General features: G+C 40.1%; 19 protein-coding genes. 12 read left to right on the forward strand and 7 right to left on the reverse strand.

Annotation, left to right across the window (positions count from 1 at the left end; genetic code table 11):
* Window positions 1–100 precede the first annotated feature (100 nt).
* The 5 genes from KEM09_RS10470 to KEM09_RS10490 all read left to right on the forward strand — a co-directional run bounded on the left by KEM09_RS10470 (window position 101) and on the right by KEM09_RS10490 (window position 8580).
* Window positions 101–1102: an ornithine carbamoyltransferase gene (locus KEM09_RS10470; RefSeq protein WP_212189107.1), complete on the forward strand. Its 1002-nt coding sequence runs from the start codon at window positions 101–103 to the stop codon at window positions 1100–1102.
* Window positions 1103–1207: 105 nt separating this feature from the next.
* Window positions 1208–4045, forward strand: a complete 2838-nt coding sequence (locus tag KEM09_RS10475) for a S9 family peptidase (protein WP_212228132.1) — start codon at window positions 1208–1210, stop codon at window positions 4043–4045.
* Window positions 4046–4253: 208 nt separating this feature from the next.
* Window positions 4254–5108 carry a mechanosensitive ion channel family protein gene (locus tag KEM09_RS10480; protein ID WP_212228133.1) on the forward strand — a complete coding sequence of 285 codons (855 nt, stop codon included), beginning with the start codon at window positions 4254–4256 and terminating at the stop codon, window positions 5106–5108.
* Between the two features lie 228 nt (window positions 5109–5336).
* The gene (locus KEM09_RS10485) at window positions 5337–6581 is read left to right on the forward strand and encodes a radical SAM protein (RefSeq protein WP_212228134.1); all 1245 of its coding nucleotides are present in this window, start codon (window positions 5337–5339) and stop codon (window positions 6579–6581) included.
* 25 nt (window positions 6582–6606) lie between these two features.
* Entirely contained in the window at window positions 6607–8580 is a 1974-nt protein-coding gene (locus KEM09_RS10490; RefSeq protein WP_212228135.1) for a GNAT family N-acetyltransferase, read from the forward strand.
* Window positions 8581–8638: 58 nt separating this feature from the next.
* Here KEM09_RS10490 and rimK read toward each other — a convergent pair whose 3' ends face one another.
* Complete coding sequence (rimK, locus tag KEM09_RS10495) at window positions 8639–10015, reverse strand: 30S ribosomal protein S6--L-glutamate ligase (protein WP_212228136.1); 1377 nt, start codon at window positions 10013–10015, stop codon at window positions 8639–8641.
* Window positions 10016–10292: 277 nt separating this feature from the next.
* Window positions 10293–10649 carry a hypothetical protein gene (locus KEM09_RS10500; protein WP_212228137.1) on the reverse strand — a complete coding sequence of 119 codons (357 nt, stop codon included), beginning with the start codon at window positions 10647–10649 and terminating at the stop codon, window positions 10293–10295.
* Between the two features lie 365 nt (window positions 10650–11014).
* Here KEM09_RS10500 and KEM09_RS10505 point away from each other — a divergent pair, with 365 nt between their 5' ends.
* The 5 genes from KEM09_RS10505 (at window position 11015) to KEM09_RS10525 (ending at window position 18078) form a co-directional block, all read left to right on the forward strand.
* Window positions 11015–13021, forward strand: coding sequence for an alpha amylase C-terminal domain-containing protein (locus KEM09_RS10505; RefSeq protein WP_212228138.1), 2007 nt, complete (start codon window positions 11015–11017; stop codon window positions 13019–13021).
* 1 nt (window position 13022) lies between these two features.
* Window positions 13023–14723, forward strand: a complete 1701-nt coding sequence (locus KEM09_RS10510; RefSeq protein ID WP_212228139.1) for an alpha-amylase family glycosyl hydrolase — start codon at window positions 13023–13025, stop codon at window positions 14721–14723.
* Between the two features lie 91 nt (window positions 14724–14814).
* A complete protein-coding gene (locus KEM09_RS10515) occupies window positions 14815–16134 on the forward strand; it encodes an MFS transporter (protein ID WP_212228140.1) in 1320 nt (439 codons plus the stop codon).
* 67 nt (window positions 16135–16201) lie between these two features.
* Window positions 16202–17377 (forward strand): MFS transporter, encoded by a 1176-nt coding sequence (locus KEM09_RS10520; RefSeq protein ID WP_212228141.1) that lies wholly within the window; start codon window positions 16202–16204, stop codon window positions 17375–17377.
* Window positions 17378–17436: 59 nt separating this feature from the next.
* Window positions 17437–18078, forward strand: coding sequence for a GNAT family N-acetyltransferase (locus KEM09_RS10525; protein ID WP_212228142.1), 642 nt, complete (start codon window positions 17437–17439; stop codon window positions 18076–18078).
* Window positions 18079–18099: 21 nt separating this feature from the next.
* Here KEM09_RS10525 and KEM09_RS10530 read toward each other — a convergent pair whose 3' ends face one another.
* From KEM09_RS10530 to KEM09_RS10545, 4 genes are all read right to left on the reverse strand, one after another.
* Complete coding sequence (locus tag KEM09_RS10530) at window positions 18100–18948, reverse strand: restriction endonuclease (RefSeq protein ID WP_212228143.1); 849 nt, start codon at window positions 18946–18948, stop codon at window positions 18100–18102.
* Between the two features lie 255 nt (window positions 18949–19203).
* The gene (locus KEM09_RS10535; RefSeq protein WP_212228144.1) at window positions 19204–19893 is read right to left on the reverse strand and encodes a DUF4377 domain-containing protein; all 690 of its coding nucleotides are present in this window, start codon (window positions 19891–19893) and stop codon (window positions 19204–19206) included.
* A 66-nt stretch (window positions 19894–19959) separates the two neighbouring features.
* The gene (locus tag KEM09_RS10540) at window positions 19960–22344 is read right to left on the reverse strand and encodes a GumC family protein (protein WP_244824957.1); all 2385 of its coding nucleotides are present in this window, start codon (window positions 22342–22344) and stop codon (window positions 19960–19962) included.
* 5 nt (window positions 22345–22349) lie between these two features.
* On the reverse strand, window positions 22350–23129 hold the full coding sequence (locus KEM09_RS10545; RefSeq protein WP_212228146.1) for a polysaccharide biosynthesis/export family protein: 780 nt from the start codon (window positions 23127–23129) through the stop codon (window positions 22350–22352).
* 375 nt (window positions 23130–23504) lie between these two features.
* Between KEM09_RS10545 and ffh the strand changes: the two genes are divergently transcribed.
* Window positions 23505–24842 (forward strand): signal recognition particle protein, encoded by a 1338-nt coding sequence (gene ffh / locus KEM09_RS10550; RefSeq protein WP_212228148.1) that lies wholly within the window; start codon window positions 23505–23507, stop codon window positions 24840–24842.
* Between the two features lie 70 nt (window positions 24843–24912).
* Entirely contained in the window at window positions 24913–25794 is an 882-nt protein-coding gene (folD, locus tag KEM09_RS10555) for a bifunctional methylenetetrahydrofolate dehydrogenase/methenyltetrahydrofolate cyclohydrolase FolD (protein WP_212228150.1), read from the forward strand.
* Window positions 25795–25984: 190 nt separating this feature from the next.
* Here folD and KEM09_RS10560 read toward each other — a convergent pair whose 3' ends face one another.
* Window positions 25985–26173, reverse strand: a complete 189-nt coding sequence (locus KEM09_RS10560) for a cold-shock protein (RefSeq protein ID WP_212189123.1) — start codon at window positions 26171–26173, stop codon at window positions 25985–25987.
* Window positions 26174–26615 lie beyond the last annotated feature (442 nt).

A 26615-nucleotide genomic window follows, 5' to 3' on the forward strand; every position in this document is an offset into this window, starting at 1 on the left:
AGTATTATTGTTTTTTCAAGCTGTTTATAGCTAATGACTATCAGCCAGAGGCTAATAGCTAAATTTAAACCAAATAAATAACATATAAAAACAAAGAATTATGGCATTCAACCTTAAAAATCGGAACTTCCTGAAGTTGTTGGATTTCACACAGGAAGAGATTAAGTTTTTACTGAAATTGTCACAGGATTTGAAAGCTGCCAAATATGCAGGTATCGAGCAGCCACGTATGACCGGTAAAAACATTGCTCTGATTTTTGAAAAGTCATCGACACGCACAAGATGTGCTTTTGAAGTAGCAGCTCACGATCAGGGAGCGCACGTTACTTACCTTGGCCCTTCAGGTTCACAGATCGGACATAAAGAGTCGATGAAAGATACGGCACGCGTTTTAGGTCGTATGTACGATGGTATCGAGTACCGCGGATATGGTCAAAAGATTGTTGAAGAGTTGGCTGAGTATGCAGGTGTGCCTGTATGGAATGGTTTGACGGATGAGTTCCACCCAACACAAATTTTGGCTGACTTCTTAACCATGATGGAGCACACTAGTGTGCCATTAAATCAGGTGTCATACGCTTACCTAGGCGATGCCCGTAACAACATGGCCAATTCATTATTAGTGGGTGGTGCTATTATGGGTATGGATGTGCGCATTGTAGGTCCGGCTTCATTGCAGCCAGATGCAGACTTAGTGAAGCAGTGCCAGGAAATTGCTGAAAAATCAGGTGCTACCATTACCATCACAGATGACGTGAAAGAAGGTGTTGCAGGATGTGACTTCCTTTATACCGATGTTTGGGTATCAATGGGAGAAGCTGATGAAGTATGGAAAGAGCGCATCGACCTGCTGAAGCCATATCAAATCAATAAAGAAACCATGGAAGCTACAGGTAATCCGGCTTGTAAATTCTTACACTGTCTGCCAGCATTCCACAACCGCGAAACAAAGGTGGGAGAAGAGATTTTCCAGAAGTTTGGTTTAGACGGAATGGAAGTAACTGAAGATGTGTTTGAATCACCTGCTTCAATTGTATTTGATCAGGCTGAAAACCGTATGCATACTATTAAGGCTGTTATGGTAGCAACTTTAGGCGCATAATACTTTTTAATAACAATATGAAGGCATCTCATCTGAGGTGCCTTTTTTGTTTCAAAAATGTCTAACGATTTTTCTATCTTCGGTATTCAATAACACATATTAACTATGCAGATATCTACAATTAAAACTACACTTATCTTATTATTTGCGTCATTGATTTTTGTCCCATCAATGGCAGACGAAAAAAAGCAGTTGGATGCATCCGTTTATGATGGATGGAAATCGATTGACAGAGGTTATGCTGTTTCTAACGACGGGAAATTTGTTTCGTATGTTATTAAGCCTCAAAAGGGCGATACATACCTCTATCTATACAATGTTGCCACCGAGGAGCTCGATTCAGTGCCAAGAGGAAAGTCTCCTGTTTTTTCTTATAGCAATCAGTTTGTTGCTTTTAATGTGCTGCCTCAGGCAGATAGTATTCGGGCATTGAAACTGGAGAAAGTCAAAAAAGATAAGTTGCCTAAAGATAGTCTGTTTATCATGAACCTGTCTACGGGTGAAATGACTAAGATAGCTGACATTAGTAAGTGGAGTGCGCCAAAGAAAGGTGGTGATTGGGTGGCTTATTTGCTTGACAAAGAAGTAAAGAAAAAGGATGAGCCGAAGGATACCACCAAAGTAGAAGAGGCTATCGAAGAAAAGAAGGATAAGAAAGACAAGAAGAAAAAGTCTTTCAAGTCAAAGGGTAAGCCGCTGGTTTTCTACCGTCCATCCTCAGGTGATAGCCTTTATATCGAAAAAGTGAATCATTACACACTGGCCGAAGATGGTTCGGCAGCTTATATTGTGCAAAGTATTGGTGATACAACAGAGGTGTCAAAGGTGCTTAAATTTAATCCACAGAGTTTTACTGTTGATACGCTATTTAAGCAAATTGGTAAAGTGGAGAAGATTGCCAGCGCTTATGATGGCGCACAGTGTGCCTTCTTCTTTTCGCCAGATACAGCTGATGTAAAAGTATACCGTTTATATCATTTCGCTCCTAAAATGAAGGTGCCTCAAATGATCATTGACACGCTACATGTTGCATTACCTGCGGAATGGGCTGCACGCACAAAAGGCGATTTGAAGTTCTCAAAAAATGGTGAACGCCTGTTTTTCGAAGCTGGTTTGCGACCATCTCCCGAACCAAAGGATACATTGGTAGCTGATGAAAAAACGCATGTTGACATCTGGGGCTGGAAAGACATGGATATTCAGCCGATGCAGAAGAAAAATCTGAGCAAAGAAAAAGACCCGAGCTACAATTGTGTATACCACATCAAGAAGAAACAAGTGGTGCAACTGGCCGATGAGCAAATTAAATCGGTTGAAGTGTTAGATAAGGGCAACGGCAATATCGCCATTGGCTATGACAGTGCCCCCTATCGTTGGGCCAGAACCTATTCAGGGCGCTGGGCGGCTGATATCTATAAAATTGATATTATCACTGGCCAAAGAACACTGTTGGTGCGCAATCATTCGGGGGAAGAGGCTGTAGCTGAAAATGGTAGCTGGATTGCATACTATAACGCCAATGATGGTCAGTATTACTCAGTCAATATAAAAACCGGAGCCAACGCACTGATATCTAAAGGGGCTAATGTTAGTTTTGCTGACGAGCTGCACGATACACCTAATGAAGCAACAGCCTATGGTATTGAAGGCTTCACCAGCGATAATAAATTCCTGGTTGTATATGATCGTTACGATATCTGGAAGCTCGACTTAACCGGTAAAACAGATGCTCAATGCCTGACCAATGGAAATGGACGTAAGCATACAACCGAGTATCGCTATGTGAAGCTCGATAAAGAAGAAAAAACAGTTGATCTGGCAAAAGACTGGTTACTAACTACCTTTAATGATTTAAACAAGCAATCTGGTTTTTCAAAGCTATCATCAACGGGCATTGAGGAAATTATGATGGGGGATTATCGTGTATACTCACCCATAAAGGCGAAGAAAGCAGATGTAATGTTGTGGCGTAAATCCACATTCACTCAATACCCCGAATTGCGATTGAGTCAGGGAGATTTAACTCAATCAAAAGTTATTAGTAATACCAATCCTCAGCAAAGAGACTACGTTTGGGGCGATATTCAGCTGGTCGATTGGGTTGCGTCTGATGGTTTAACACATCAGGGATTATTGATTACACCGGAAAATCTGGACCCAAATCAAAAATACCCGATGATTTCATATTTCTATGAGCGCTACTCCGATAACTTGCATGGATACAGAGCGCCTGCTCCAAGTCGTTCAACCGTTAACTGGAATTTTTATGCCTCCAATGGCTACATCATATTTGTGCCGGACATCTTCTATCGCGATGGTGATCCGGGGTTATGCGCCTACGAGGCTGTAGTTAGTGGTTGCCTGGCCATGGCTGACCGTTTTTCGTTTATAGATCGGGAGCATATGGGTATTCAGGGACAGAGCTGGGGTGGCTATCAGGTGGCGTACCTCGTAACACGCACCAACCTGTTTAAAGCAGGTATGGCGGGCGCACCTGTAAGTAACATGACCAGCGCCTATGGGGGTATACGCTGGGGATCGGGTATGAGTCGTCAGTTTCAATACGAAAAAACACAGAGCCGCATTGGTGGAACCTTATGGGAAAAAACCAATAAATATATCGAGAACTCACCTGTGTTTTTTGCCCCTCAGGTGGAAACACCTTTGCTGATGATGCATAATGATAAGGATGGTGCTGTGCCCTGGTACCAGGGAATTGAGTATTATATGGCCCTGCGCCGTTTGGAAAAGCCGGTTTGGATGCTGGTGTATAACGATGAAGAGCATAACCTGACGCGTCGCGCCAATTCAAAGGATTTGAGTATTCGAATGATGCAGTTTTTTAATCATTACCTAAAAGGTGAATCTGTGCCAGTATGGATGCATGATGGTATTCCTGCTGTTAAGAAAGGTAAAGAGCTTGGCTACGATCTGGTTGAGTAAGAAATTGACAACGAATTTAGTGAAGCCCTCATCATTTTTTTTGATGGGGGCTTGTTGTAATGTTAAACGGGTGAATGACTTAGTGCATATTTTCTATGTCACTTGACGAAATTTGCTTTTGGTGTATTTGTATTTGACTAAATAATGTAAATTGCCAAGGCATTATTATTAGAATTAGATTTTATAACGTACAGTATATCTGTTGGATATGGAAGATTATGCGCTTGTTGTCAGAGTAGGTGGGGCATTAATAATTGCTTTTTTACTTAATTTTCTGTTGCGACGAATCATTAAGCTGTTTATTAATCGCTACGCTAAGCGCGTCTCTGCGGATGCTACCTCGTTTTCATTTTTAAAGAATTCGGTTGGCTTCATTATTTTTTGTGTTGCGGCTATCTATATATTGCAGTACGTTCCTGGCCTCAAGCAGGTGAAGACGGCTCTGTTTGCCAGTGCAGGTATTTTTGCTGCGATCATTGGTTTTGCTGCGCAAAAGGCCTTTGCCAATATTATTGGAGGTGTTTTTATTCTTATATTCAGACCCTTCAGAGTGGGCGATGTTGTTTTTATTGGTACAGAATACAGAGGCATTGTAGAGGAAATAACCCTGCGGCATATTATCATTCGCAATTACGAAAACAGGCGTATCATTATTCCTAATGGTATTATTAGTGATGAAACAATCGTCAATAGTTCAATATCTGATTCACGGATAAAGAAACACATTGAGTTTACCGTCGATTTTAACTCAGATATCGAAAAAGCCCACAACATCATCAGGGAGGAAGCGGAAAAGCACCCATTAACATTAGACGTCCGCAAGCCAGAGGATGTAGAAAAAGGGAGCTATAAGGTGATTGTTCGAACCATAGAATTAATGGAGTATGCCATTAAGTTAAGAGCCTATGTATGGGCGAAAGATAGTGATGATGCGTTTATTATAAATTGTGATTTGAACAATATTATTGTGCGTCGCTTTAAAGAGGCCGGAATTTCTATTCCTTATCCTTACCGAAATGTAATCATTCAGCATGCCAACAAGCAGGAGGAAGAGTCCTTATAATTCTGTACATTGAATACCTCTATAAGAAGCAATGATAACGGCTGTTTATACCAGTAAAATTCTGTATAACATGAGAAAAATGCTCATGTTCCTCATTATATTCTCAGAACTATAATTGCGATAATAATGGAAGGTGCCCATTATTCGGCAAGTAGATAATCTAATGCATAGTTAGTCCAGTACTTGTGCGCCTAGTTGTTTTTTGCAGTCATTTTCTATTTCCTTTTAATGGAAGCAATTTATAGTTGGTTAAACTCACTGGTTAATAAAAACAAGGGTGAGTTTGCAAAGTGGTCGTCAATTAATTGGTTGAACCCTTATAGTGCTTCAGACTATGAAGCTCAGAGAACTGTTTTACTTGAAAAACTCGATAACAGTGTCTTGTTTAATGCTACCAAGCCTTATCATCAGCAAATATCCAAAGGTTGCTCAATATGTGGAGCAGGCCAATGGAGCTGTTTATTTATCACAAATAAATGTAATGCAGCATGTTTTTATTGTCCGGTGCCGCAAAATGATGATGAACGTCCATCTACCCAAGGGCTAGATTTTAATAATGCCATGGAATATGCGGCTTATATTAAACATTTTGACTTCAAAGGTGTCAGTTTTAGTGGGGGAGAGCCATTACTGTTCTATCAGCGCACAAAGGATTATCTGAAAGCAGTAAGGAAACACTGTAAGGACGATATTTACATATGGATGTATACCAATGGCTTGTTGGCCGATGCTCATAGAATGGCAGAGTTGGCCGATAACGGACTCAATGAGATACGTTTTGATATAGGGGCCACTAATTTCTCGCTGGATAAAGTAAAGCTGGCGAAGGGTATTATCCCGAATGTGACCATTGAAATTCCGGCTGTGCCAGAGGAGAAAGAACAATTGATAGCTATGTTGCCTGCTATGAAGAAGGCTGGTGTCACTAACCTGAATCTTCATCAGATGCGATTGACACAGCATAATGCCAGTAAATTGCTCAAACGCGGCTATACCATTATTAATGCAGAAAGGCCATTGGTGCTAGAATCTGAAATGGCTGCATTGGAAATACTTAACGCTGCCAGAAGCCAGGATATGGAAATAGGGATTAATTATTGCTCCTTTCATTATAAGCACCGTTTTCAGAAGGCAGGTTATCGTCAGATGCTGGCACGTGAGTTGTACCCACCTGAAATGATTACTTCAGCAGGTTATGTGCGCGAATTTTCTGGAAATGCCATTGCCTATAAATTAGTTAAACTATTGACAGGTAACAGCATAAATAGGGGTGCGAAGTCAACCAGGCTAGATAATAAATTATGGAACTACGAAGAGTATTACATATTAAAAGAGGAGAACCTTTCATTGACATTACAAGGCAAAATCGAAGCTTTGTTAGCTGCTGAACCAAGTGTGCCTCCTGCTGATAGCCTTCTGTTTCGTATCTGGCAACTCGAATATATTGAATCCGGCTTAAGGGCCTATTTTTAATCAGCAATTGAATAGTATTGCTAAAATGACAGCATTAAATATAAGAAAAGCCACATCCAGTGATTTAGTTTTTCTCCTTAGGCTCGAAAAAGAAGCCTTTCCGGTATTCCAGCAAACGTCAGCTAATAATCTGAGGCATGCCATTAAAAGTCCTTTTCAGGAGGTGTTGATTGTGGAAAGCGGACGCCCACACAAGCAATCCATTGCATGTGCTATTCTGTATAAGTACAAACACACTTTACGCATTTATTCCATTGGTGTTTGTAAAGATTATCAGCAGAAAGGAGTTGGGGAATATATTCTTTGTTACATTAAAGAAATGGCCAGTAGGTTGTATTTCAAGAAAATAATATTGGAAGCAAGTGCCGATAACATACAATTACTCCGGTGGTATGAAGCGAAAGGCTTTGAAAAGAAAGATATTCTGGAAAATTATTACGGGGAAGGCCACCATGCCTGTAAAATGGTTATGAGCATCGGCCGTGAGTCAGGACAAACCAACAACTTGATTGTCATAAACCATCCCAATGTTTGGAAAGATATATCCGTCAATGCAAGAATTGTCTCGGTAAAAGAGTATATCAATAATCCGACTTATCAGAATGGTTCAGGATTCAGGGTGTTTAATCTTTGTAGCTCATACAAGTATCAGAGCTACGGCTATTATGTGTCCCTTTTAGCCTCAGCCCGTGGACAACGGGTGATACCGAGTAATGCGACAATTCGTGATTTAAGAATTAATCTTGTGATTCAGTCTGCAGCCTACGAAATTGATGAACAGATGAATCGTTTGCTTAGCAAGTCTGACGCCAGCCAGTTTTCATTGAATGTATATTTCGGACAAACCCCCGATAAGACTTATAAGGCTTTGGCATTGAGCTTATATCAGTTGTATGAAGCCCCTTTGTTTAAAGTCACATTTGTCAGACACGAGCGATGGCTAATAAAGGACATCAAGGTGTTAAATATAAAAACAGTGCCAAAAGAAGATGAGTCAACCATGTATGATTTCGCCAATCGCTTTTTTAAAAAGAAGCGTTATAATTTTCCGCGATTGACGAATTTTAAGTATGATTTGGCCATCCTGGTGAATGCACAGGAAGAAAATCCACCTTCGAATGATGAGGCTTTGCAGAAGATGAAAAAGGCAGCCAACCGAAAAGGTGTATATGTTGAATTTATAACTAAGGCTGATGTGGATAAGCTGAATGAGTTTGATGCCTTGTTTATCCGCGAAACCACCAATGTGAACCATTATACCTATGAAATGGCTCGACTGGCCTATGCCGAAGGATTGGTTGTACTGGATGATCCCTGGTCTATACTTCGTTGTTCCAACAAAATTTATCAGAATGAACTCTTCCGGAAGAACAAGATAAAAACGCCAGAAACACTGGTGTTGACTAAAAACTTTTTTAATAAAAATCAACTGGACCAATGGAAGTACCCAATGGTGCTAAAGCAACCAGATAGTGCCTTCTCTTTGGGTGTTATTAAAGTAGAATCACGCGAGGAAGCCGAAGCACAGTTGATGAAACTGTTTAAGAAATCGGATATGATTGTATGCCAGGAGTTTTTGTATTCAGAGTTTGACTGGCGGATTGGCATTCTGGATAATAAACCGCTTTATGCATGCAAGTATTATATGTCGGGCAACCATTGGCAGATATACAATTGGGATAGTGCAGAAGATGACAAGGCTGGTGCCCATGAAACTATAGCTGTAGTGGATGTGCCTGATGTGATTATTCAAACAGCTCAAAAGGCGGCTTCATTAATTGGAGATGGCTTGTATGGGGTCGATCTAAAGCTGGTGGACGATGTGGCTTATGTTGTAGAGGTCAATGATAATCCTAACATTGATGCTGGTATTGAGGATTCATTGCTCGAAGGCCGATTGTATGAGCAATTGGTCGATGCTTTTATTAATCGGATAGAGCAGGCTAAAAACGTGAGCAAGATTAATTTCTCAAACGATAAAGTAACTTCAAAATACTAGTTGATATGCCTTAAAAAAAACCGGCTCATGCATAAGCTTGAGCCGGCTGATATTCTTTTTATGGTCTTGTGTATTTCAAATCTCGTTCAACCGCCTCTATCATTTTGCCGGCAATATCCTTATTGGATGCCCCCTCTATACCTTCAAGGCCTGGCGATGAATTGACTTCCAAAAGTAACGGCCCGCTATTGCCCCGTATAATATCTACACCAGCTACTTTCAGGTTAAGCGTTTTGGCAGCCAATATGGCAATGCGTCTTTCTTCAGGAGTTATTCTGGTAATGGAAGCGGTGCCTCCCATATGAATATTCGCCCTGAATTCACCAGGAGCAGCTGTGCGCATAATGCTGGCCACTACTTTACCATTAACTACAAAACAGCGGATATCCTTGCCATTGGCTTCCTTTACAAATTCTTGCACAAGTATGTTGGCTCTCAGGCTTTTAAAAGCGTTAATCAGGCTTTCGGCAGCTTTCTTGGTTTCTGCCAATACAACCCCTTTTCCTTGTGTGCCTTCCAGTAATTTCACAATTAGCGGAGCACCACCAACCATCTTTATTAACTCATTAGTATCCAGTGGTGAATTGGCAAAACCAGTGGTTGGAATAGGTAAGCCATTGTTAATGAGGAGCTGCAAAGCATACAGTTTATCCCTTGATTGCGTGATGGCCGAAGCCGTGTTGAGTGTATAAACGCCCATGGCTTCAAAGTGCCTGGTTAGTGCACAGCCGTAGAAGGTTGCACTGGGTCTTATTCGTGGAATGATTGCATCAAAATTATTCAGAATACGTCCACCACGATAGTGCATCTCCGGGTTTTTACCATCCAGTTTAATGTAGCAATCTTTCAGGTTGAGGAACTCCATTTCGTGCCCGCGTTCCTGGCCGGCTTCAATAATTCGCTGGTTACTATACAAATCAGGGTTGCTGGCCAACAGGCCAATTTTTAATCCTGTTGGACGTGTAATATGTGTATGGTAATAGCCCAGAAGCGTTTCTTTTGTTAGCTCACCTCTGCAAAAGGATGCTTCCGGGTCAACCAATATTTTGCCTGACATAGCTTGTCGGCCCAATAGCATTCTATAGCCCATCGAATCCCGGTTGGTGAGTGTTACCTCAATCTCCCAGGCTTCATCGCCAAGAGATAGTATTGTTTTGATGACAAAACGTATCTCACTGGAACCACTGGAACTCTTCACCCGACGCTTATCAAGCACTGGTGCCTCACAGTGAACCGTTGTTTTACCATCATTTTGTATTGGATGCACATCGAAGCTAATCCATGGTTCGCCATTTTTAATAAATGGGCTGATATTAACGGCATGCAGCGCTGATGTTTTTGCACCCGAATCTACCCTGGCTTTAATGCCTGGTAAATTCAATTGTGGCAGGTTGCACCATTCTTCCGAACCAACCACTATCTTTCTGTTATTCATTTAATTAATGATAAATGAGGTGGTAAAATAAGTTGTCATATAACCCATAAAATCAATGTGATTTTATGGCTGCAATATATTCAACTTTCCATTGATTGCACACGCATGGTTTAGTTAAAATAAGCTAAAATTATTGGTGTATAAATATCAGTAAATGAGGGGCTGAGAGTATGGTTTTTGTAGTGGTTAAGGATTTGTTAATAGAGTAGAGGGTCAAAAAAATCCCGCCATTAAATAGCGGGATTGCGAGTCAATATGTTTTCGGAAGTATTTTAAACTAGTCGTCGTCATCAGCAGCATCCATATCGTCATCATCATCCAGATTATCCGGCAAGTAGTCCACATCACTGTGCTTATCTGCATATTCTTTCTGAACATCAGATTTTAGTTTATAATCACTGCCAAAGTCATCATCATCATCCATAATTTCAAGGGCTCTTTCCGCTGACATGCGTAGCATATATATTTTTTCATCAGTTTCAAAGCGTAGTGCCGAAATCCGTTGCCCTTTACTATCATTAAACCAGATAATATTATCATGAAATCCCTCTGGATAAACCAGTTTTAGCTGTTCTTTAAGGTCTTCAGCCAACTTCTGATAATCCATGATTACCTTCGGTTTATTTGTAATCATAATGTAAGTTTTATCTGAGTAATTGTTACTTTTTCTACGACACTAATATAATAACTGTTTCCACATATTACCGGAATTTTTTCAATCTCGACTAATTTTTTTTGCCACTTTAAAAATCGGTGATAACGCTTACTGAATGCCAGGTATTTATGAACGAAATGATGGATGCGAAATTTAGTTGATGTTATATATGATAGGCTGCGCACTGATGCATTCCTTGATGGAAATGCCACATTTGGTAGCATCTTTTAATATTGGGGTTTAATTTGATGATTGATTAACACAAAAAGCCATCAAAAAAATAATATAAGTTGTATCTTTAAACATCCCTTTCAGCAATTCAAATCCTTTGAATTAAATAGTGTATGCCAAATCACATTACAGAAATTGATGCTTTTCTGCGGCCATTTGAGTCGGTTATTGCTACTCGTACAGAAGCTATCCTGAAGAAAGAGAGTCAACTCACCAAGACATCGTTGTATGACTTTGCCAATGGGTATAAGTATTTTGGATTACATCCGTCAGGCGAGGACTGGATAATCAGGGAATGGGCACCTAATGCCACAGCTATTTTTCTTATTGGCGAGTTTTCCGGCTGGACAGAGGAGGGACAATTCCAATTTGACAAGCTGGCGAATGGCGTGTTTGAGCTGAAAGTATCAAAGCAGATATTGCAGCATACCGATTTGTATAAGCTCATGGTTCACTGGGACGGAGGTAAAGGTGAACGCATACCAGTTTGGGCCAACAGGGTTGTTCAGGATGAAGAAACAAAATTGTTTTCGGCACAGGTGTGGCAGCCTGATACGCAGTATGTGTGGCAAAATGATTCGCAAAGAAGCGCTATTGATGTGCCTCTCATCTATGAGGCTCATGTTGGGATGGCTACTGAAAACGAAGGTGTGGGCAGCTATAGCGAGTTTATGACTGAAGTGTTGCCGCGCATTAAGGATGCTGGTTATAATACTATTCAGCTGATGGCCATTCAGGAGCATCCTTATTATGGGTCTTTTGGCTATCATGTATCCAGCCTTTTTGCACCATCATCCCGGTTTGGTACACCAGATGAGTTAAAGGAACTGATTGATGTAGCACATGGAATGGGTATAGCTGTTATAATGGATATTGTGCATTCGCATGCTGTTAAAAATGAACTGGAAGGTATTGGCTTGTTCGATGGTTCGCCCTACCAGTTTTTTCACGATAATGAGCGCCGCGAACATGTGGCCTGGGATTCGCTTTGCTATAATTATGCCCGGCATGAAGTGCTGCATTTACTATTATCCAACGTCAAATATTGGTTGGAAGAGTTTCATTTTGATGGTTTTCGCTTTGATGGTGTCACCAGTATGCTATACCTCGATCACGGGCTGGAGCGAAGTTTCACGCAGTATCAAATGTACTATGATGGTGGCCAGGATGAAGATGCTATTGTCTACCTTGCCTTAGCAAATAAGCTCATTAAGCAATGTAACAGCTATGCCATCTCCATTGCTGAAGAAATGAGTGGTTATCCCGGATTAGCAACACCCATAGCGCAGGGAGGATTGGGTTTTGATTATCGACTGGCCATGGGAACGCCTGATTACTGGATTAAGCTTATTAAAGAAAAGAAGGATGAAGAGTGGGGCGTTGGCAATATTTTCTTTGAACTGTCGAACAAGCGGGCAGAGGAGAAAACGATCAGTTATGCCGAATCGCATGACCAGGCCTTAGTAGGTGATAAAACAATCCTATTCAGGTTGATTGATTCAGATATGTATTGGGCTATGAGCAAAAAGGATAAGAGCCTGAAAGTTGATAGGGGCATGGCTTTGCATAAACTCATACGGCTGATGACATTTTGCTGTGCCGGCAATGGTTACCTTAATTTCATGGGTAATGAATTTGGTCATCCTGAATGGATTGATTTCCCGCGTGCCGGCAACGATTGGTCCTATAAATATGCACGCCGTCAATGGAGCCTGGTTGATAACGATGAACTCCGGTTTGAACAGCTGGATGCTTTTGATAAGGCTATGATTGCTCTTCAGCAGAATCAGCAGTTTATCAATGAGCCGCATATCCAGTGTTTAGAAGCCAATGAGCAGGATCAGGTATTAGCCATTCGGCGAAAGCACCTGTTGTTTATTTTTAACCTTCATCCCAGTCAGTCCTACACATTCTATGGTATTTCGGCGCCAGCCGGTAAGTACAACGTATTGCTCAACTCCGATGCGTCATCTTTTGGTGGTTTTAACCGCATTGATGATGGCATTGACTATTTCACAAGACCCGAGGCACAGATGTCTAACCGACATCGGGTGCATTTGTACCTGCCCAGTCGCACTGCATTGGTTCTAAAACACACTCCACCCAAAAGAATTTTTTGATATGGAACAGCAAAAACTAGTTATATATCAACTTTTACCCCGGTTATTTGGGAATGAAAAAACCGATATGACCCTTAATGGCAGTCGTAGGGAGAATGGTTGTGGTAAGTTGAGTGCATTGACTGATACGGCGCTTCAGGAATTAAAGAAAATGGGAATTACCCATTTGTGGTTGACGGGTGTTATTGAGCATGCTGTTGTTGAGGGGTATCCGGGTTATTCAATACCGGATGGTAATGAACTCATCATTAAAGGTAAGGCAGGCTCGCCCTATGCCATCAAAGACTATTACGATGTTCACCAGGATTTGGCAGATGGTGTGGATAAAAGAATGGATGAGTTTGAGAGTTTGCTTGCTCGCATTCATGCAACTGGCATGAAGGTGATAATTGATTTTGTGCCTAATCATCTGGCACGCGAGTATTATTCGGATGTAAAGCCTGACGGTGTGGAGGATTTTGGTGAACAAGATGATACATCCGTATCATTTAGTCAGCAAAATAACTTTTATTACTTGCCCGGTCAGGCACTTGAACTGCCTTCAGAGCTGAAGAGCAAGTTTCCGAATGTTTCATATAGTGAAATGCCTGCTAAAGCTACAGGTAACGACCGATTTACAGAAACGCCAAGTGTTGCGGATTGGTACGAAACGGTTAAGCTGAATTACGGTGTGGATTACACAGCGGGAAATAAAAAATGTTTCAGTCCGCTGCCTGACACCTGGTTAAAGATGAAGCATATTCTCAACTATTGGGTAGCCAAAGGTGTTGATGGCTTTCGCTGTGATATGGCTGAAATGGTTCCAGTCCAGTTTTGGGAATGGCTTATTGCAGAATTACGTCAGACAGCCCCCTGGCTTATTTTCATAGCTGAGGTATATAATCCAAAGTTGTATAAGTCATATGTTTTGCAGGGGCAATTTGATTACCTCTATGATAAAGTGGGGCTGTACGATACTTTGATTGGTGTTATTAAAGGTGAGCAGCCAGCCACGAATATATCAAAGTGCTGGCAGCAATTGGATGGGCTTGACAGGCATATGCTGCGCTTTATGGAAAACCATGATGAACAACGTTTGGCTTCGCGATTTATAGTGGGAGAATCCAAGCGTGCCATACCGGCCATGGCGGTTTCTGCTTTTATGCATCAGGGGCCAGTGATGCTGTATAATGGACAGGAGTTGGGTGAAAAAGGTGAGGGGCCTTGTGGTTTTAGTGGCGATGATGGTCGTACAAGCATTTTCGATTATTGGCACTTACCCGAACATCAGAAATGGATGAATAATGGATTGTTTGATGGTGCTTTGTTATCTGATGACCAACAATATTTGCGACAGAAATATATTGACATCAGCCTGCTATGCGCACAACCAGCTATAAGCCAGGGACTGTTTTATGATGTGATGTGGCAAAATAAGGACAATGCTCTATTTGATTCGCAAAAAGTATATGCTTTTATCAGGTACAGTGATTCTCAGCAGCTATTGATAGTTTGTAATTTTGATAGTTTGTCGAAACAGATGACTGTTCAGGTGCCGGCACATGCCTTTGAAACGCTTAACATTCCCAGGCCCTCAAAATTGCATTTCACAGCACTCAATGCGGTTTTGGTAACTGATATGGGAAGTGAAGAATTAATTAATCAGGGCTTAGATATTCGTGTACCAGCCTGGGATTACCTGGTATTGGCAATTAGTTATTGATTGGTTTTGGCAGCTAATGCTATGGCTGATAATAACAAATAAGGGTGGCAATAAGCATTAAGAATTAGCCGGTTTAAACAAAACTGCGCAGATGAAGTTTTACGCAAAAAGCTTACCTTTGCGCGCTATGAATTTATTTGGTAAACTTAATCAGCAAGAAGCCCGTACCTTTCGTTTACATCTGTTCTATAGCAGTATCGATGGTATTGCCAGCGGAGCACTGATTCTCAATGAGTTTATTTTTATTAAATCATTAAAAGGCTCCAATGTGCAATTGGCTTTTCTGTTCCAGTTTAGCATGGTGGTGTTTTTGTTTGCCATGGTGGCCAATGAGCTGATGCGCCGTTTCTCCAACCGAAAAAGGTTTTTACGCATTACAGGCATTATCACCCGACTGCCATTGGTGGGCTTCGCCTTTTTTCCATCCATAACTGGCGAACAGGGTTTACCTGAGATTTACCACTTGATTTTCCTGGCGGTCTTTCTCTTGTTTCATACTTCAAAAATTGCGGTAGTCCCTTCTATCAACCAATATTTAAAGGGAAACTATCGGCATCAGTTATTTGGGAAGCTATTTGGTTATGCAACCACGGTGAATAAAATTGCGGTGTTGGTGTCTACTTTTGTGGTGGGGGAATTGTTGCATTTGAATGCCAACTCCTACAAAGTGTTTTATCCGGTGGTTGGTGTTTTGGGAGTTGTATCGGTTTATCAACTGACAAAGATTGAATTCATACAGAAAGGCGAGCGCATTACCAAGCCCATGTGGTATGCCGTGGGTGACTCCTTCAAGCGGATATTATGCATCGTCAGACAGAACGTTCCATTTCGTCATTTGGAGATAGGCTTTATGCTTTATGGCTTTGCCTGGATGAGTACCCATGCAGTAGTCACCATCTTTTACAAAGAAGCATTGGATGTTAACTATCCAACGGTGGCGTTATACAATATTATCTTTAACCTGATTGCCATCCTTTTATTGCCTTTGTTTGGAAAGCTAATAGGTAGTCGTGATCCGCGTCGTTTTGCCATTCTTACCTTCGGATCGTTAATGCTCTTTATTGTCTTTACGGCTCTCACCGAATATTTTCCTTACTATTTTGAAGTGGGCTACTACAAGATATATTACCTGTTTTTGGTCGCCCTCTTTTTTAATGGTGTTTTTACCGGCAGCATGCCCATACTATGGGGGATAGGCAGTAGCTATTTTTGTAAGCCACACGAGGCCGCCGATTACCAGTCGGTGCACCTTTTCCTAACCGGATTGAGAGCTTTGTTTGCACCCATTATAGGTATTCAGTTATACGAATGGTTGGGCTTTAGTTTTACCTATGGCGTTGGCGTGCTACTATTGGTGATAGCCATTGTTTTAATGGTTTTTTCGGAAAAGCACTTTCGAAATAGTAATTAAAGAGTTGATGGGTATGGGAAGTAGGATTGTAGTAATTAATGGATAAATTTTTAAGAAACACGAAAGGATGTATTCAGGCAATATAACAAAGCTTTATCTGATTAAAATAGCCAAATGGTTTATGCTCACTATGCCTATTATGATGCTGTTTTTTCAGGATTTGGGTTTTACCGTAGAAGAGTCGTTTCAATTAAAAGCGATTTATAGCATTGCCATCGTGATTTTTGAAATACCATCGGGATATGCAGCTGATGTACTTGGGCGCAGGCGAACGCTGATAATTGGCAGTATAATGGGAACGCTGGGCTTTGCCATCTATTCTTTTACCTCGGGTTTTTATGCTTTTCTGGCTGCTGAATTAATATTAGGTGTTGGGCAAAGCTTTATCAGCGGAGCCGATTCGGCATTATTATATGACAGTTTAAAAGCCGATGGTCGTGAGCAGCATTACCTCAAATATGAAGGACGTAACTTTTCAGTAGGCAACTTTAGTGAAGCTATTGCCGGCTTTTTGGGTGGTGCATTGGCTGAGATTAGTCTGCGTACGCCATTTTTCTTTCAGACAGGTATTGCATTTATTGCGATTCCTGCTGCTTTTATGCTGGTTGAGCCACAATTATATACACGCACTCAAAAAGCAACATGGAGAGATATTCTGAATGTGGTGAAGTACGCGATGGTAACCAACCGCAGCTTGCGATATAATATTATCTACTCATCTATTATAGGTTCGGCCACCCTTACTATGGCCTGGGTGTATCCACTTTACCTCAAGGAAATTGGGTTTAGAGAGATTCACATTGGAACAACCAGCACTGTGCTTAACCTGGTGGTGGGCATGACCACATTATTTGCCTATAAAATTGAGCAGAAGTTGAGGCCGAAATCGACTGTGTGGGGAACAACACTGGTGATAACCGGTGCTTTTATTGCTGCCGGGTTATTGCATTCCATCTATGTTTTGCCTGTAATGATATGTTTCTATTTCTCCAGAGGAATTGCTACCCCTGTATTGAAGGATTATATTAACAGGATTACATCATCAGACATGAGGGCAACGGTATTATCCATTCGTAGCTTAATCATTCGGGCCAATTTCTCTGTTTTAGCTCCTTTGTTTGGTTACATGACGGATCGTCTCACACTGAGCCAGGCATTTGTGATAATTGGGATTATTTTTATGGTGCTGACAGGTTCCAGCATCTTTTTATTCCTTCGTTCTTTGGAACGCGATGGTTCATAAGTCAGTTTTTATTATTTTGCACAAAATTAATCAGTATTCATTATTAACTAAACCTGACAATGTCTGCAATTATTCTCGATCTGCCTCTCATTGAATGGGTAGGCTACGGAGCGTCTACATTGGTGTTAATCTCACTTAGCCTTTCTTCCATTGTTAAACTTAGAGTTTACAACCTGATTGGTTCAGCACTTTTTTCATTTTATGGCTTTTATATAGAAGCATTGCCTGTTGGGATAATGAATTTGATAATCTGTTTTTTCAATATCTATTATCTGAGGACTTTACTGTTTAAGAAAGAGATTTTTGACGGCATATGGATGACAGCTAAAGATGAGTTTGTTACCCTGTTTGTTAATCGGCACATAAAGGATATTCAGCGCTTCTTTCCGGATTTCACTCCTGAATCCATAAATAATTGCCACATTCTGATGGCTATGCGCGACATGAATGTGGCAGGCGTATTTGTTACTTCAAAAGCACAAGATGGTCATTCTCAAGTAGTACTGGACTATGTAACACCTCAATATCGCGATTATAAAACAGGTAGGTACCTGCTTAAGCGTTTTAATAGAGCATTTATTGATAAGGGTGTCAACCGGCTAACCAGTTCAACCCAAAATGAGTCGCACATCAAGTACTTGAAGAATATTGGATTCAGACCAACGGCAACAACTGATACTTATGCCCTCGAATTAAATTGAGGGTTGATATCTGTTCCGTGATTATTCAATAAAATCTTTAAGCTCACGTTTGCAAGCTCGCTGATTACGGGGCTTTACCGGCAGAGAGTCACGATTAAGCAGCTTTTGATACAAATCATGGCACATGACAATACCAATGTCAAGTAATGCTTTTTTTTCTTTGTGTGTAATGGATGAAAGACAAGTGATAGGGTGTAAATTCTCCAGCTCAATCCAGTCCTTCAGGTTGCCTTTGCTTGGGTAATCCCAGCCAAGTAATGTAAGACCATAATCTCGGCCAAACTTGATAGCATCTTCTGTAAAGCGTGTATTGGTAATTATCCACCCTTGTGTATTGGTGTTTTTAAGTTGTTCATCAAAGTGCCTTACCCGATTCAGATCGTCAAATCGTGAACGAATATACATCGGAACTATCACGTTGGTTTTAGTCCCCTGGTAGTTATGAAATTTACACTCAACAAATATGTGTTTGTGCTCATTGGTGGCTACCACATCAATTTCGTGACGCACACTATAGCCGTTCACCAATTTACCTACTTCTACTTTAAACCCCCGTGCTTTAAACAATTCTCCTATAAAGTATTCAAAAGGATATCCCGAAGGTCCTAATTGCAATACAGCCTGCTTTAGGCGGTAGTTGACAGCCGTTTTACGCTCTTGCTTCTGAAGCATCTGGTAGGCTTTTCTGTATATTTCACTGGTAAGCATACCATCGTGTAATTCAAGGCTGATGGCTTGCAGGATTTGGTTAGCTACCGCTTCGCTGGCGCCCGAGCGAATGAGCGAGCCAATAAGTTTTTGTCCTTCAAAATAAACTTTCTCTCCCGATGCCTTTTCAATAAGGTAGTTGGATAACGACTTGGTATGCATATATTGCGTTTTTGGTAAAGATAGAAGAAATATTGATGTGCGTATCTTTGATATCAATGGTTGCAGTAATAGAAATCATGTATTGGCAACATATGAAAGGTTGAGCATGCAGATAGGCATTATAACAGACAGATGAATGAATCTGAAATATGATTGCAGCTTATCACAGATGTTGTTAAACGCATTCAAATAGAGAATAAGCCATTGTAAAATAGACTTATTGGTAATAATGGCTACTTGCTTAATATAAGCAGATTAATCCATTCTTTTTAGTTTGATAACAACTTGATTATCGCTGATTAGGAAGAGATTCGAATTGAATCTGAAATAGGCATTTACACTTTCCAAAGTCTTCAGGTAGGTATCTTCCAGATCCTGATTAGGACATATCATTTTAGTAGCTATGAGGTTTTCAAATGTTATCTCATTTGTATTATCTGAGGTCGTGAACTGACCTCTGAAATCGTTACAGCCAGCTTTGCCAAGCAGTGTTTTTTCAGCCACATTAAGTTCAAGGGTTTGTTCGCATTGCTTCGATAGGGGGGTGATGCCGTTCAACTCAACCACGCCCCATATATCGTGCAGGTTGGTGGCTTTAGGACCATATGCTTTCGATTCGACAATTTCTATAAGTTCATAGGCTATACTACTTGCATCGGCAGGTACATCTTTTAGGGTAGTCTCCTTTACCTTAATAGTATATTCAATACCAGCCTCATGCGTAAAACCTTTAATGGCAGAGTAGAAGTACTCCCAATTACTTTCAGGTGTTTTTTTTACCAGCAGGCAGTTCATAGGTGCGACACCAACACAGCTTACTTTATACGGGGCAATATAATAGGTTATGATATTGTCTGAATCACTACCGCTATTTTGTTTTTTATTATTCTGAAAAGAACAAGCTGTTAAAGATACGAAGAGAGCTAAGTACAAAAAAAGTTTCATTACAAAGACTGATTTAGTTTGGTCTAATTTACTTCATTTTTTACTTAAATACATTCGAATAGTACATTATTCTTCATAGTAGCCGTAACCATAACCGTAGCCATATCCGTAACCATATCCATAACCGTATTTACTTCGTTTAACTTGCAGATCATTGATTAAGATACCCACATTTGATATATCTTCTTCGTGCATGTTTTTAATGGTTTGCGCAAGTGCAGATTTAATGGTATGCTGTTGCCGCACCAGGAAGACGAGTGTATCAGTATGTCTGGCTAATAAATATGGATCAGATACAATGCCCATTGGCGGGGTGTCAATGATAATTATATCAAATTCAGATTTTAGTTTATTCAAAAGTTCTTTTGTCTTTTCAGAGCTGATTAATTCTGATGGGTTCGGAGGTATGTTGCCTGTAGGGACAATTATCAAATTGTCCTGACCTGATTCCATTAGGATGTCTTCATAGCTTACTTTGCCAATCAGATAGTTTGAGATACCCATTCTGCCATTAACGTCAAAAATCTTGTTCAACCCGGGCTTACGAAGGTCAAAACCTAATAGAGCTGTTTTCTTGCCACTTAAAGCAAATGCAGCAGCCATGTTAAGTGCACAAAATGTTTTTCCTTCGCCTGGCATAGATGACGAAACGCCGATGATAGGTGAACTTATTCCTTTATTCATAAATTCTATACGTGTTCTAACACGTCGGAATGTTTCGGTAACTACCGATTTCGGATGAGCACTAACGACGTTACTCTCATCATTCTTGTTATGAATAATGTTTCCTACTACTGGTAAGGAAGTGATGCGTTCAACATCCTCGATATCGATTATCTTATTATTCAGGATTTGGCGTAGTGCCAGAAATACCAATGGAATCAGTACACCTAAAAGCAAAGCCTTCTTTTTATTACCTGCTGTATCGGGTGAAATTTGTCCTGCATACCGGGCGCTTTCAAGCACCTGATGGTCGGGTGTGTTTGAGGCCTTCTGAATTTGCGCTTCAGACTGCTTTCGTAATAAGTAGGTATATACCTCATTGCTGAGCTCAAATTTTCTTTCGATGCCCAGTAGCCTCCGCTCCGTTTCAGGCAAGCTGTTGAGAGCTTGTTCATTGGCGGTTTTATCATGTAGTAGGCGAGCCTTGTTTTCATCTATAATACTTAGCTGGCTGCCTATTGTTTTTAGTAATGTTTTGCGGGCAATCTCAATTTGGTTTTCAATATCACGGTTGGTGAGGTTCAATTCTTCGCCATAGGAACTAATAACCGTAAGACGCTGAGAATTGAGCTCCATGATGGATTTTATTTGCTCACTTAACAATGTGTTTTCTGTTTCGTACATGGCCGGTGCCAGTACTTTTTCACTGTCAATCGTAGTGGCAAAATAATCGCGCAAATACAAATAGTAGCTGCGTTTGATTTCAATTTCAGTTAGTTTTTGCTCGATTTCCTGCATACTGCCAAAAAGGAACTCAGCTTTGGCCGAAACACTCTGGATGCGGTTGTTGGTTCTGAACTGACTAAGCTCAGTCCCGGTCAACTGTAATGTATCGGCAATAACCACTAATTGCTGGCTAATAAAATCAATTGTATTTGTAGCTATTAGGTTTTTTTGTCTAAGGTTATTGGCAATAAAGACTTCCGCCAGTTTATTTAAGAAAACGATGTTTTTTGTATTGTTTTTGCCGGTAACTGATACCCTGATTATGGATGAACCTTCGTTAGGTAACTGGGCATGTAATCGGCCTTTAAACTGTCCTGCTAATTGACGTGGGTGATTAAAAATAAAGTATTGTTCGATTTTTGAACTGTAGTTTTCAACCCGGGGAACTATTGTAAACGATGCCCAAGGAGTAATCAATGGTTCGTTATAGTTGATGGTAGCCTCGAAGTTAATTGGGCCTGTTGAGCCTTTTGCTTCAGGATTACTGTAAACAACCGTACTGGCCGGCACCTCAGTGTTAACAGTTACTTTGCATTGCGTCCTGTTAATGGGGGTAATGTAAATGGGAATATTTTGAAGTTGAGGGTGAGTTGAGTCAAACTGCACATGGTAGTTGGCATTTCGATACATCTCTGTGTTTTTCAGTCGTCCTTCTGCAAAATAGCTAACGTGAAAGTCCAGCTTGTCAATTGTTTGCTGAATAACATCCCACGATGTAAGGATGGCAATCTGGTTATCAACGCTTCTTTGCCCGGGTGTTAACCCGAAGCCTTGCATAATGTCATTCTTGGGCATCACATCGCCTCTTTCTTCCATTAAAAGGGTAATAGTGGCTCGGTATACAGGATGTATATAGCGATGAATCATAAATACTGTAAACAGGCTGATAGGAACCGTAATGGCGAATAACCACCAGTAACGCATTAAGTCCTGTATAAAGCGCTTTATGTCAATATTAAATAACGAAGTATTGGCTTGGGAATGTTGGTTTTCCAGCGACATAGAGTTTAATTAATAACTGTTTGTAGGGTTAAGTATAGTGCAAGTAAGGTAGTTATTATTCCAATGGAGAAAGATTCTCCTATACCAAATTGCTTGGCTTTCATCGGGCGAACATATAGCATATCATTGGGATAGATATAGTAATACTCTGAATTGATGATGTTTTTATCTGTCAGGTCAATTTCATAAGTAACCGGACCTTCCGGCATTTGCCTTACCAATTGTAGTTTTCGCTGTTTACCAAATGGTGTAATACCCCCGGCTTGTGCTACAGCTTCAAATATGGTTATTTGTTCACGCTGCATGGTTTGTACACCCTGATTTCTAAATTCACCCAGTGCTGTAAAAGTGTTGGAGGCCAATCTGAAAGTAAGATTATATTCTTTTAAAAATGGCTTTAGGGCTTCCTGCACTTTTACTTTACCCATTTTTACATTGCAGCCATCCAGGTTAATGTGTCCAACATAGGGAAAGTCTATGTTCATCGAATCATCGATCTGGTAATAAAAGAAGTTTTGGTTGCGCTGCATATTGCCCGAATTGCTGGCATTTTGATTGAAAAACTCCGATATTTTTGGATCTGGCGTTGATACATTAATGAACAGATAGTCATTGGGCTGCAGAAAATATTTATCGGTAATATTATCGAGTGGATTATAAGGATTTTCGTATTTTTTATCAGTGCTTTTATCCTGCAATAAAACATATTCCTTCTGAGGTATACATCCTGTAAACAATGAAGCAGCAACTGCTAAACAGCCTAAATATATTTTTAGGTTTTTCATAGGGTTGATTTGAGCGACGTTTTTCTGATTAATCATTTGGTACTGTCGTGAATGGTCTACCTTTTAAAAGTAGAAAAAAGAACTTGTATAAAATATTCTAGCAACAAAAATATACTTTTATTCTTTATTGTTAATCCCAATTAATGGTATGTAAGATTTAAATTATGGGAAACGATACTTATGCTCATATTAAAGAAATAAAGAGGAGTGTATGTTAAATGGTTGTTTTTGAGAGTTATGTGTGTGAATAGCCTAAAGTTTGTTAAACCAAGTAATTCGCGTATGAATTAATTCTTTTGAGTTATAAATAAAATCTATCAACTATCTCTTATAATTTTTTAATTTTGCAGCAAAATTTATAAAATAGTAATAGGAATGTTTGAGAATCTAAGCGAAAGGCTGGAGAGGTCATTTAAACTATTGAAAGGTGAAAGTAAAATCACCGAACTAAATATTGCCGAGACACTTAAAGATATACGTCGTGCTTTATTAGATGCCGATGTTAACTATAAAACTGCCAAGACTTTTACCGAAACAGTTAAGCAAAAGGCCATGGGCCAAAATGTGCTTAATGCTGTTAAACCCGGTGAAATGATGGTAAAGCTGGTTCACGATGAACTGGCTGTATTGATGGGAGGTACTTCTACCGACATCAACCTACAGGGTAATCCAAGTATTATCCTGATTGCCGGTTTACAAGGTTCTGGTAAAACAACATTCACCGGAAAGCTGGCTAACCTGTTAAAAACCAAGCGTAGTAAGAATCCGTTATTGGTAGCTGGTGACGTTTATCGTCCGGCAGCTATTAACCAGTTACAGGTACTGGGTGAGCAAATTGGCGCTACCGTTTATACAGAAGAGGGCTGTAAAGATCCTGTCAAGCTTGCCAAAGATGGTATTGCAATGGCCAAAAAAGGAGCCCATGATGTGGTCATAATTGATACCGCCGGTCGTTTGGCCATTGACGAGCAGATGATGGAGGAGATTTCAGCAGTTAAGAAAGCTGTTAATCCAGATGAGATTCTGTTTGTGGTTGACTCCATGACCGGACAGGATGCCGTTAATACAGCTAAAGAGTTTAACGACCGATTAGACTTTGATGGAGTAGTGTTAACGAAGCTTGATGGTGATACCCGAGGTGGTGCGGCTCTTTCTATCCGCAGTGTAGTTGACAAGCCCATTAAGTTTGTTGGTACTGGTGAGAAGATGGAGGCACTGGATGTGTTTCACCCTAACCGTATGGCTGACCGTATCTTGGGTATGGGTGATATTGTTTCACTTGTAGAGCGTGCCCAGGAACAATATGATGAAGAGGAAGCCAGAAAGCTGCAGAAGAAGATAGCCAAAAACCAGTTCAATTTTGATGATTTTCTGAAACAGATTCAGCAAATCAAAAAGATGGGTAATCTGAAGGATTTGGCAGCAATGATTCCAGGAATGGGTAAGATGCTTAAAAATATTGATTTTGATGATGATGCTTTCAAAGGTATCGAGGCAATTATTCGTTCGATGACGCCTGCAGAGCGCGAACAGCCATCTATTATTGATGGAAGTCGTAAGAAGCGAATTGCGGCTGGTAGTGGAACAACCATACAGGAAGTTAATCGACTCATTAAGCAATTTGATGATACCCGAAAGGTGATGAAGATGATGACCACGGGTAATAAAATGGGCAAGATGATGGGTAAGATGCCAATGGGTAAACGCCGATAAATAAAGAACTTTGGAATAAGAAGCACGCTTGTGCTTCTTTTTTTATATACAAACCCGAAAAATGATAACCATGCAACTGATTGATGGAAAATTAACATCTAAAGAAGTACGTAAGGAAATTGCCGCTGAAGTAGAAGCTATTAAAGCTAAAGGTGGTAAAATACCTCATTTGGCTGCCATACTTGTTGGGCATGATGGTGGCAGTGAATCATACGTATCCGGAAAAATGAAAGCCTGTGAAGAAGTGGGCTTTAAATCCAGCTTAATACGATATGAAGATGATGTAACCGAAGAAACGCTGTTAGCCAAAGTAAAAGAGCTGAATAATGATCCTGATATTGACGGATTTATAGTGCAGTTGCCACTTCCAAAACATATTAATGAAGATAAAGTGAATGAAACCATTGATCCGCGTAAAGATGTAGATGGATTTCATCCTGTTAATGTTGGTCGCATGACTATCGGTATGCCAGCATTCATTTCTGCCACTCCTCAAGGTATTATGGAGCTGCTGAAACGTTACGAGATCGAGACATCGGGTAAGCATGTAGTGGTTATTGGACGTAGTAATATTGTTGGTCGTCCTATGAGTGTTTTATTATCTCAAAAAGGCAATCCTGGTAACGCTACTGTTACAGTAGCACACAGCCGCACCGCCAACCTTAAAGAGTTGTGTCTTCAGGCCGATATTATTATTGCTGCCATTGGTTCACCGGGTTTTGTTAAAGGTGATATGGTGAAAGAAGGAGCAGTTGTAATTGATGTGGGTACAACACGCGTAGAAGCGCCTGATACAAAATCCGGATGGCGTTTAAAAGGTGATGTATTATTTGATGAAGTGGCCCCGAAATGTTCATATATTACACCAGTACCTGGAGGTGTTGGTCCTATGACCATTACCTCGTTAATCATTAACACCTTGAAATCAGCTAAGAAGGAGATTTATAGTTAAGAAACTTATACAATATAAATGGGGGAGGCTGATAGTTTGACTATCAGCTTTTTTTATATATGTTGTGGATGATAAAACAGCGACATTGAATAATACCTTCCATACGTTGAAATTATTATCAAACCATAAAAAAGAGGATAACCATTATGGTTATCCTCTTTTAAAGGTACAGTAATAAAAACTTATATAGTTATACAACTTTCACATTTACAGCATTTAAGCCTTTTTTACCTTCTTGCAGATCAAATTCTACCTCGTCACCTTCACGAATTTCGTCAATTAATCCAGTAACGTGTACAAAGTGTTCTTTGCCATTTTCTTCAGTGATAAAGCCAAAACCTTTTGAGTCATTGAAGAATTTTACTTTTCCTTTATTCATCTTATTTTGTTGAAATTATAATATGACAACAAACATACATTAATAAACTTAGTTTCAATCGCATTTAATGAAATAGTATATTAAAATACAATAATTAACAATCGATGGCTATTGGAAGGAAAAGTTACGTAGGGAGAAAGTCTTATGCATTATCACATAGGTATTTGGGAATAACAACCAAATCATTTTGCGGTAAAGTTCAAATTCATCGAAAGTTAATATTTTGTGATGGCTGAGCATGTGATTTTCCATTATACCTATTAAGGTATTGTTAATGTTGTGGGGTGTACGCCACACTAATTGCCTGAATTGTAAACTATATCTTTTAAAATTACCTAATAATTTGGGTCACTAGTGTCCCATTAAAATTGGGACGTTATTAATGATTAAACAAATTTGGCTCATTAAGCCTAAAACGTTCTTTGTCATTTTGAAATTTAGT

This window comes from Carboxylicivirga mesophila (assembly GCF_018271975.1).
Lineage (GTDB): Bacteria > Bacteroidota > Bacteroidia > Bacteroidales > Marinilabiliaceae > Carboxylicivirga > Carboxylicivirga mesophila.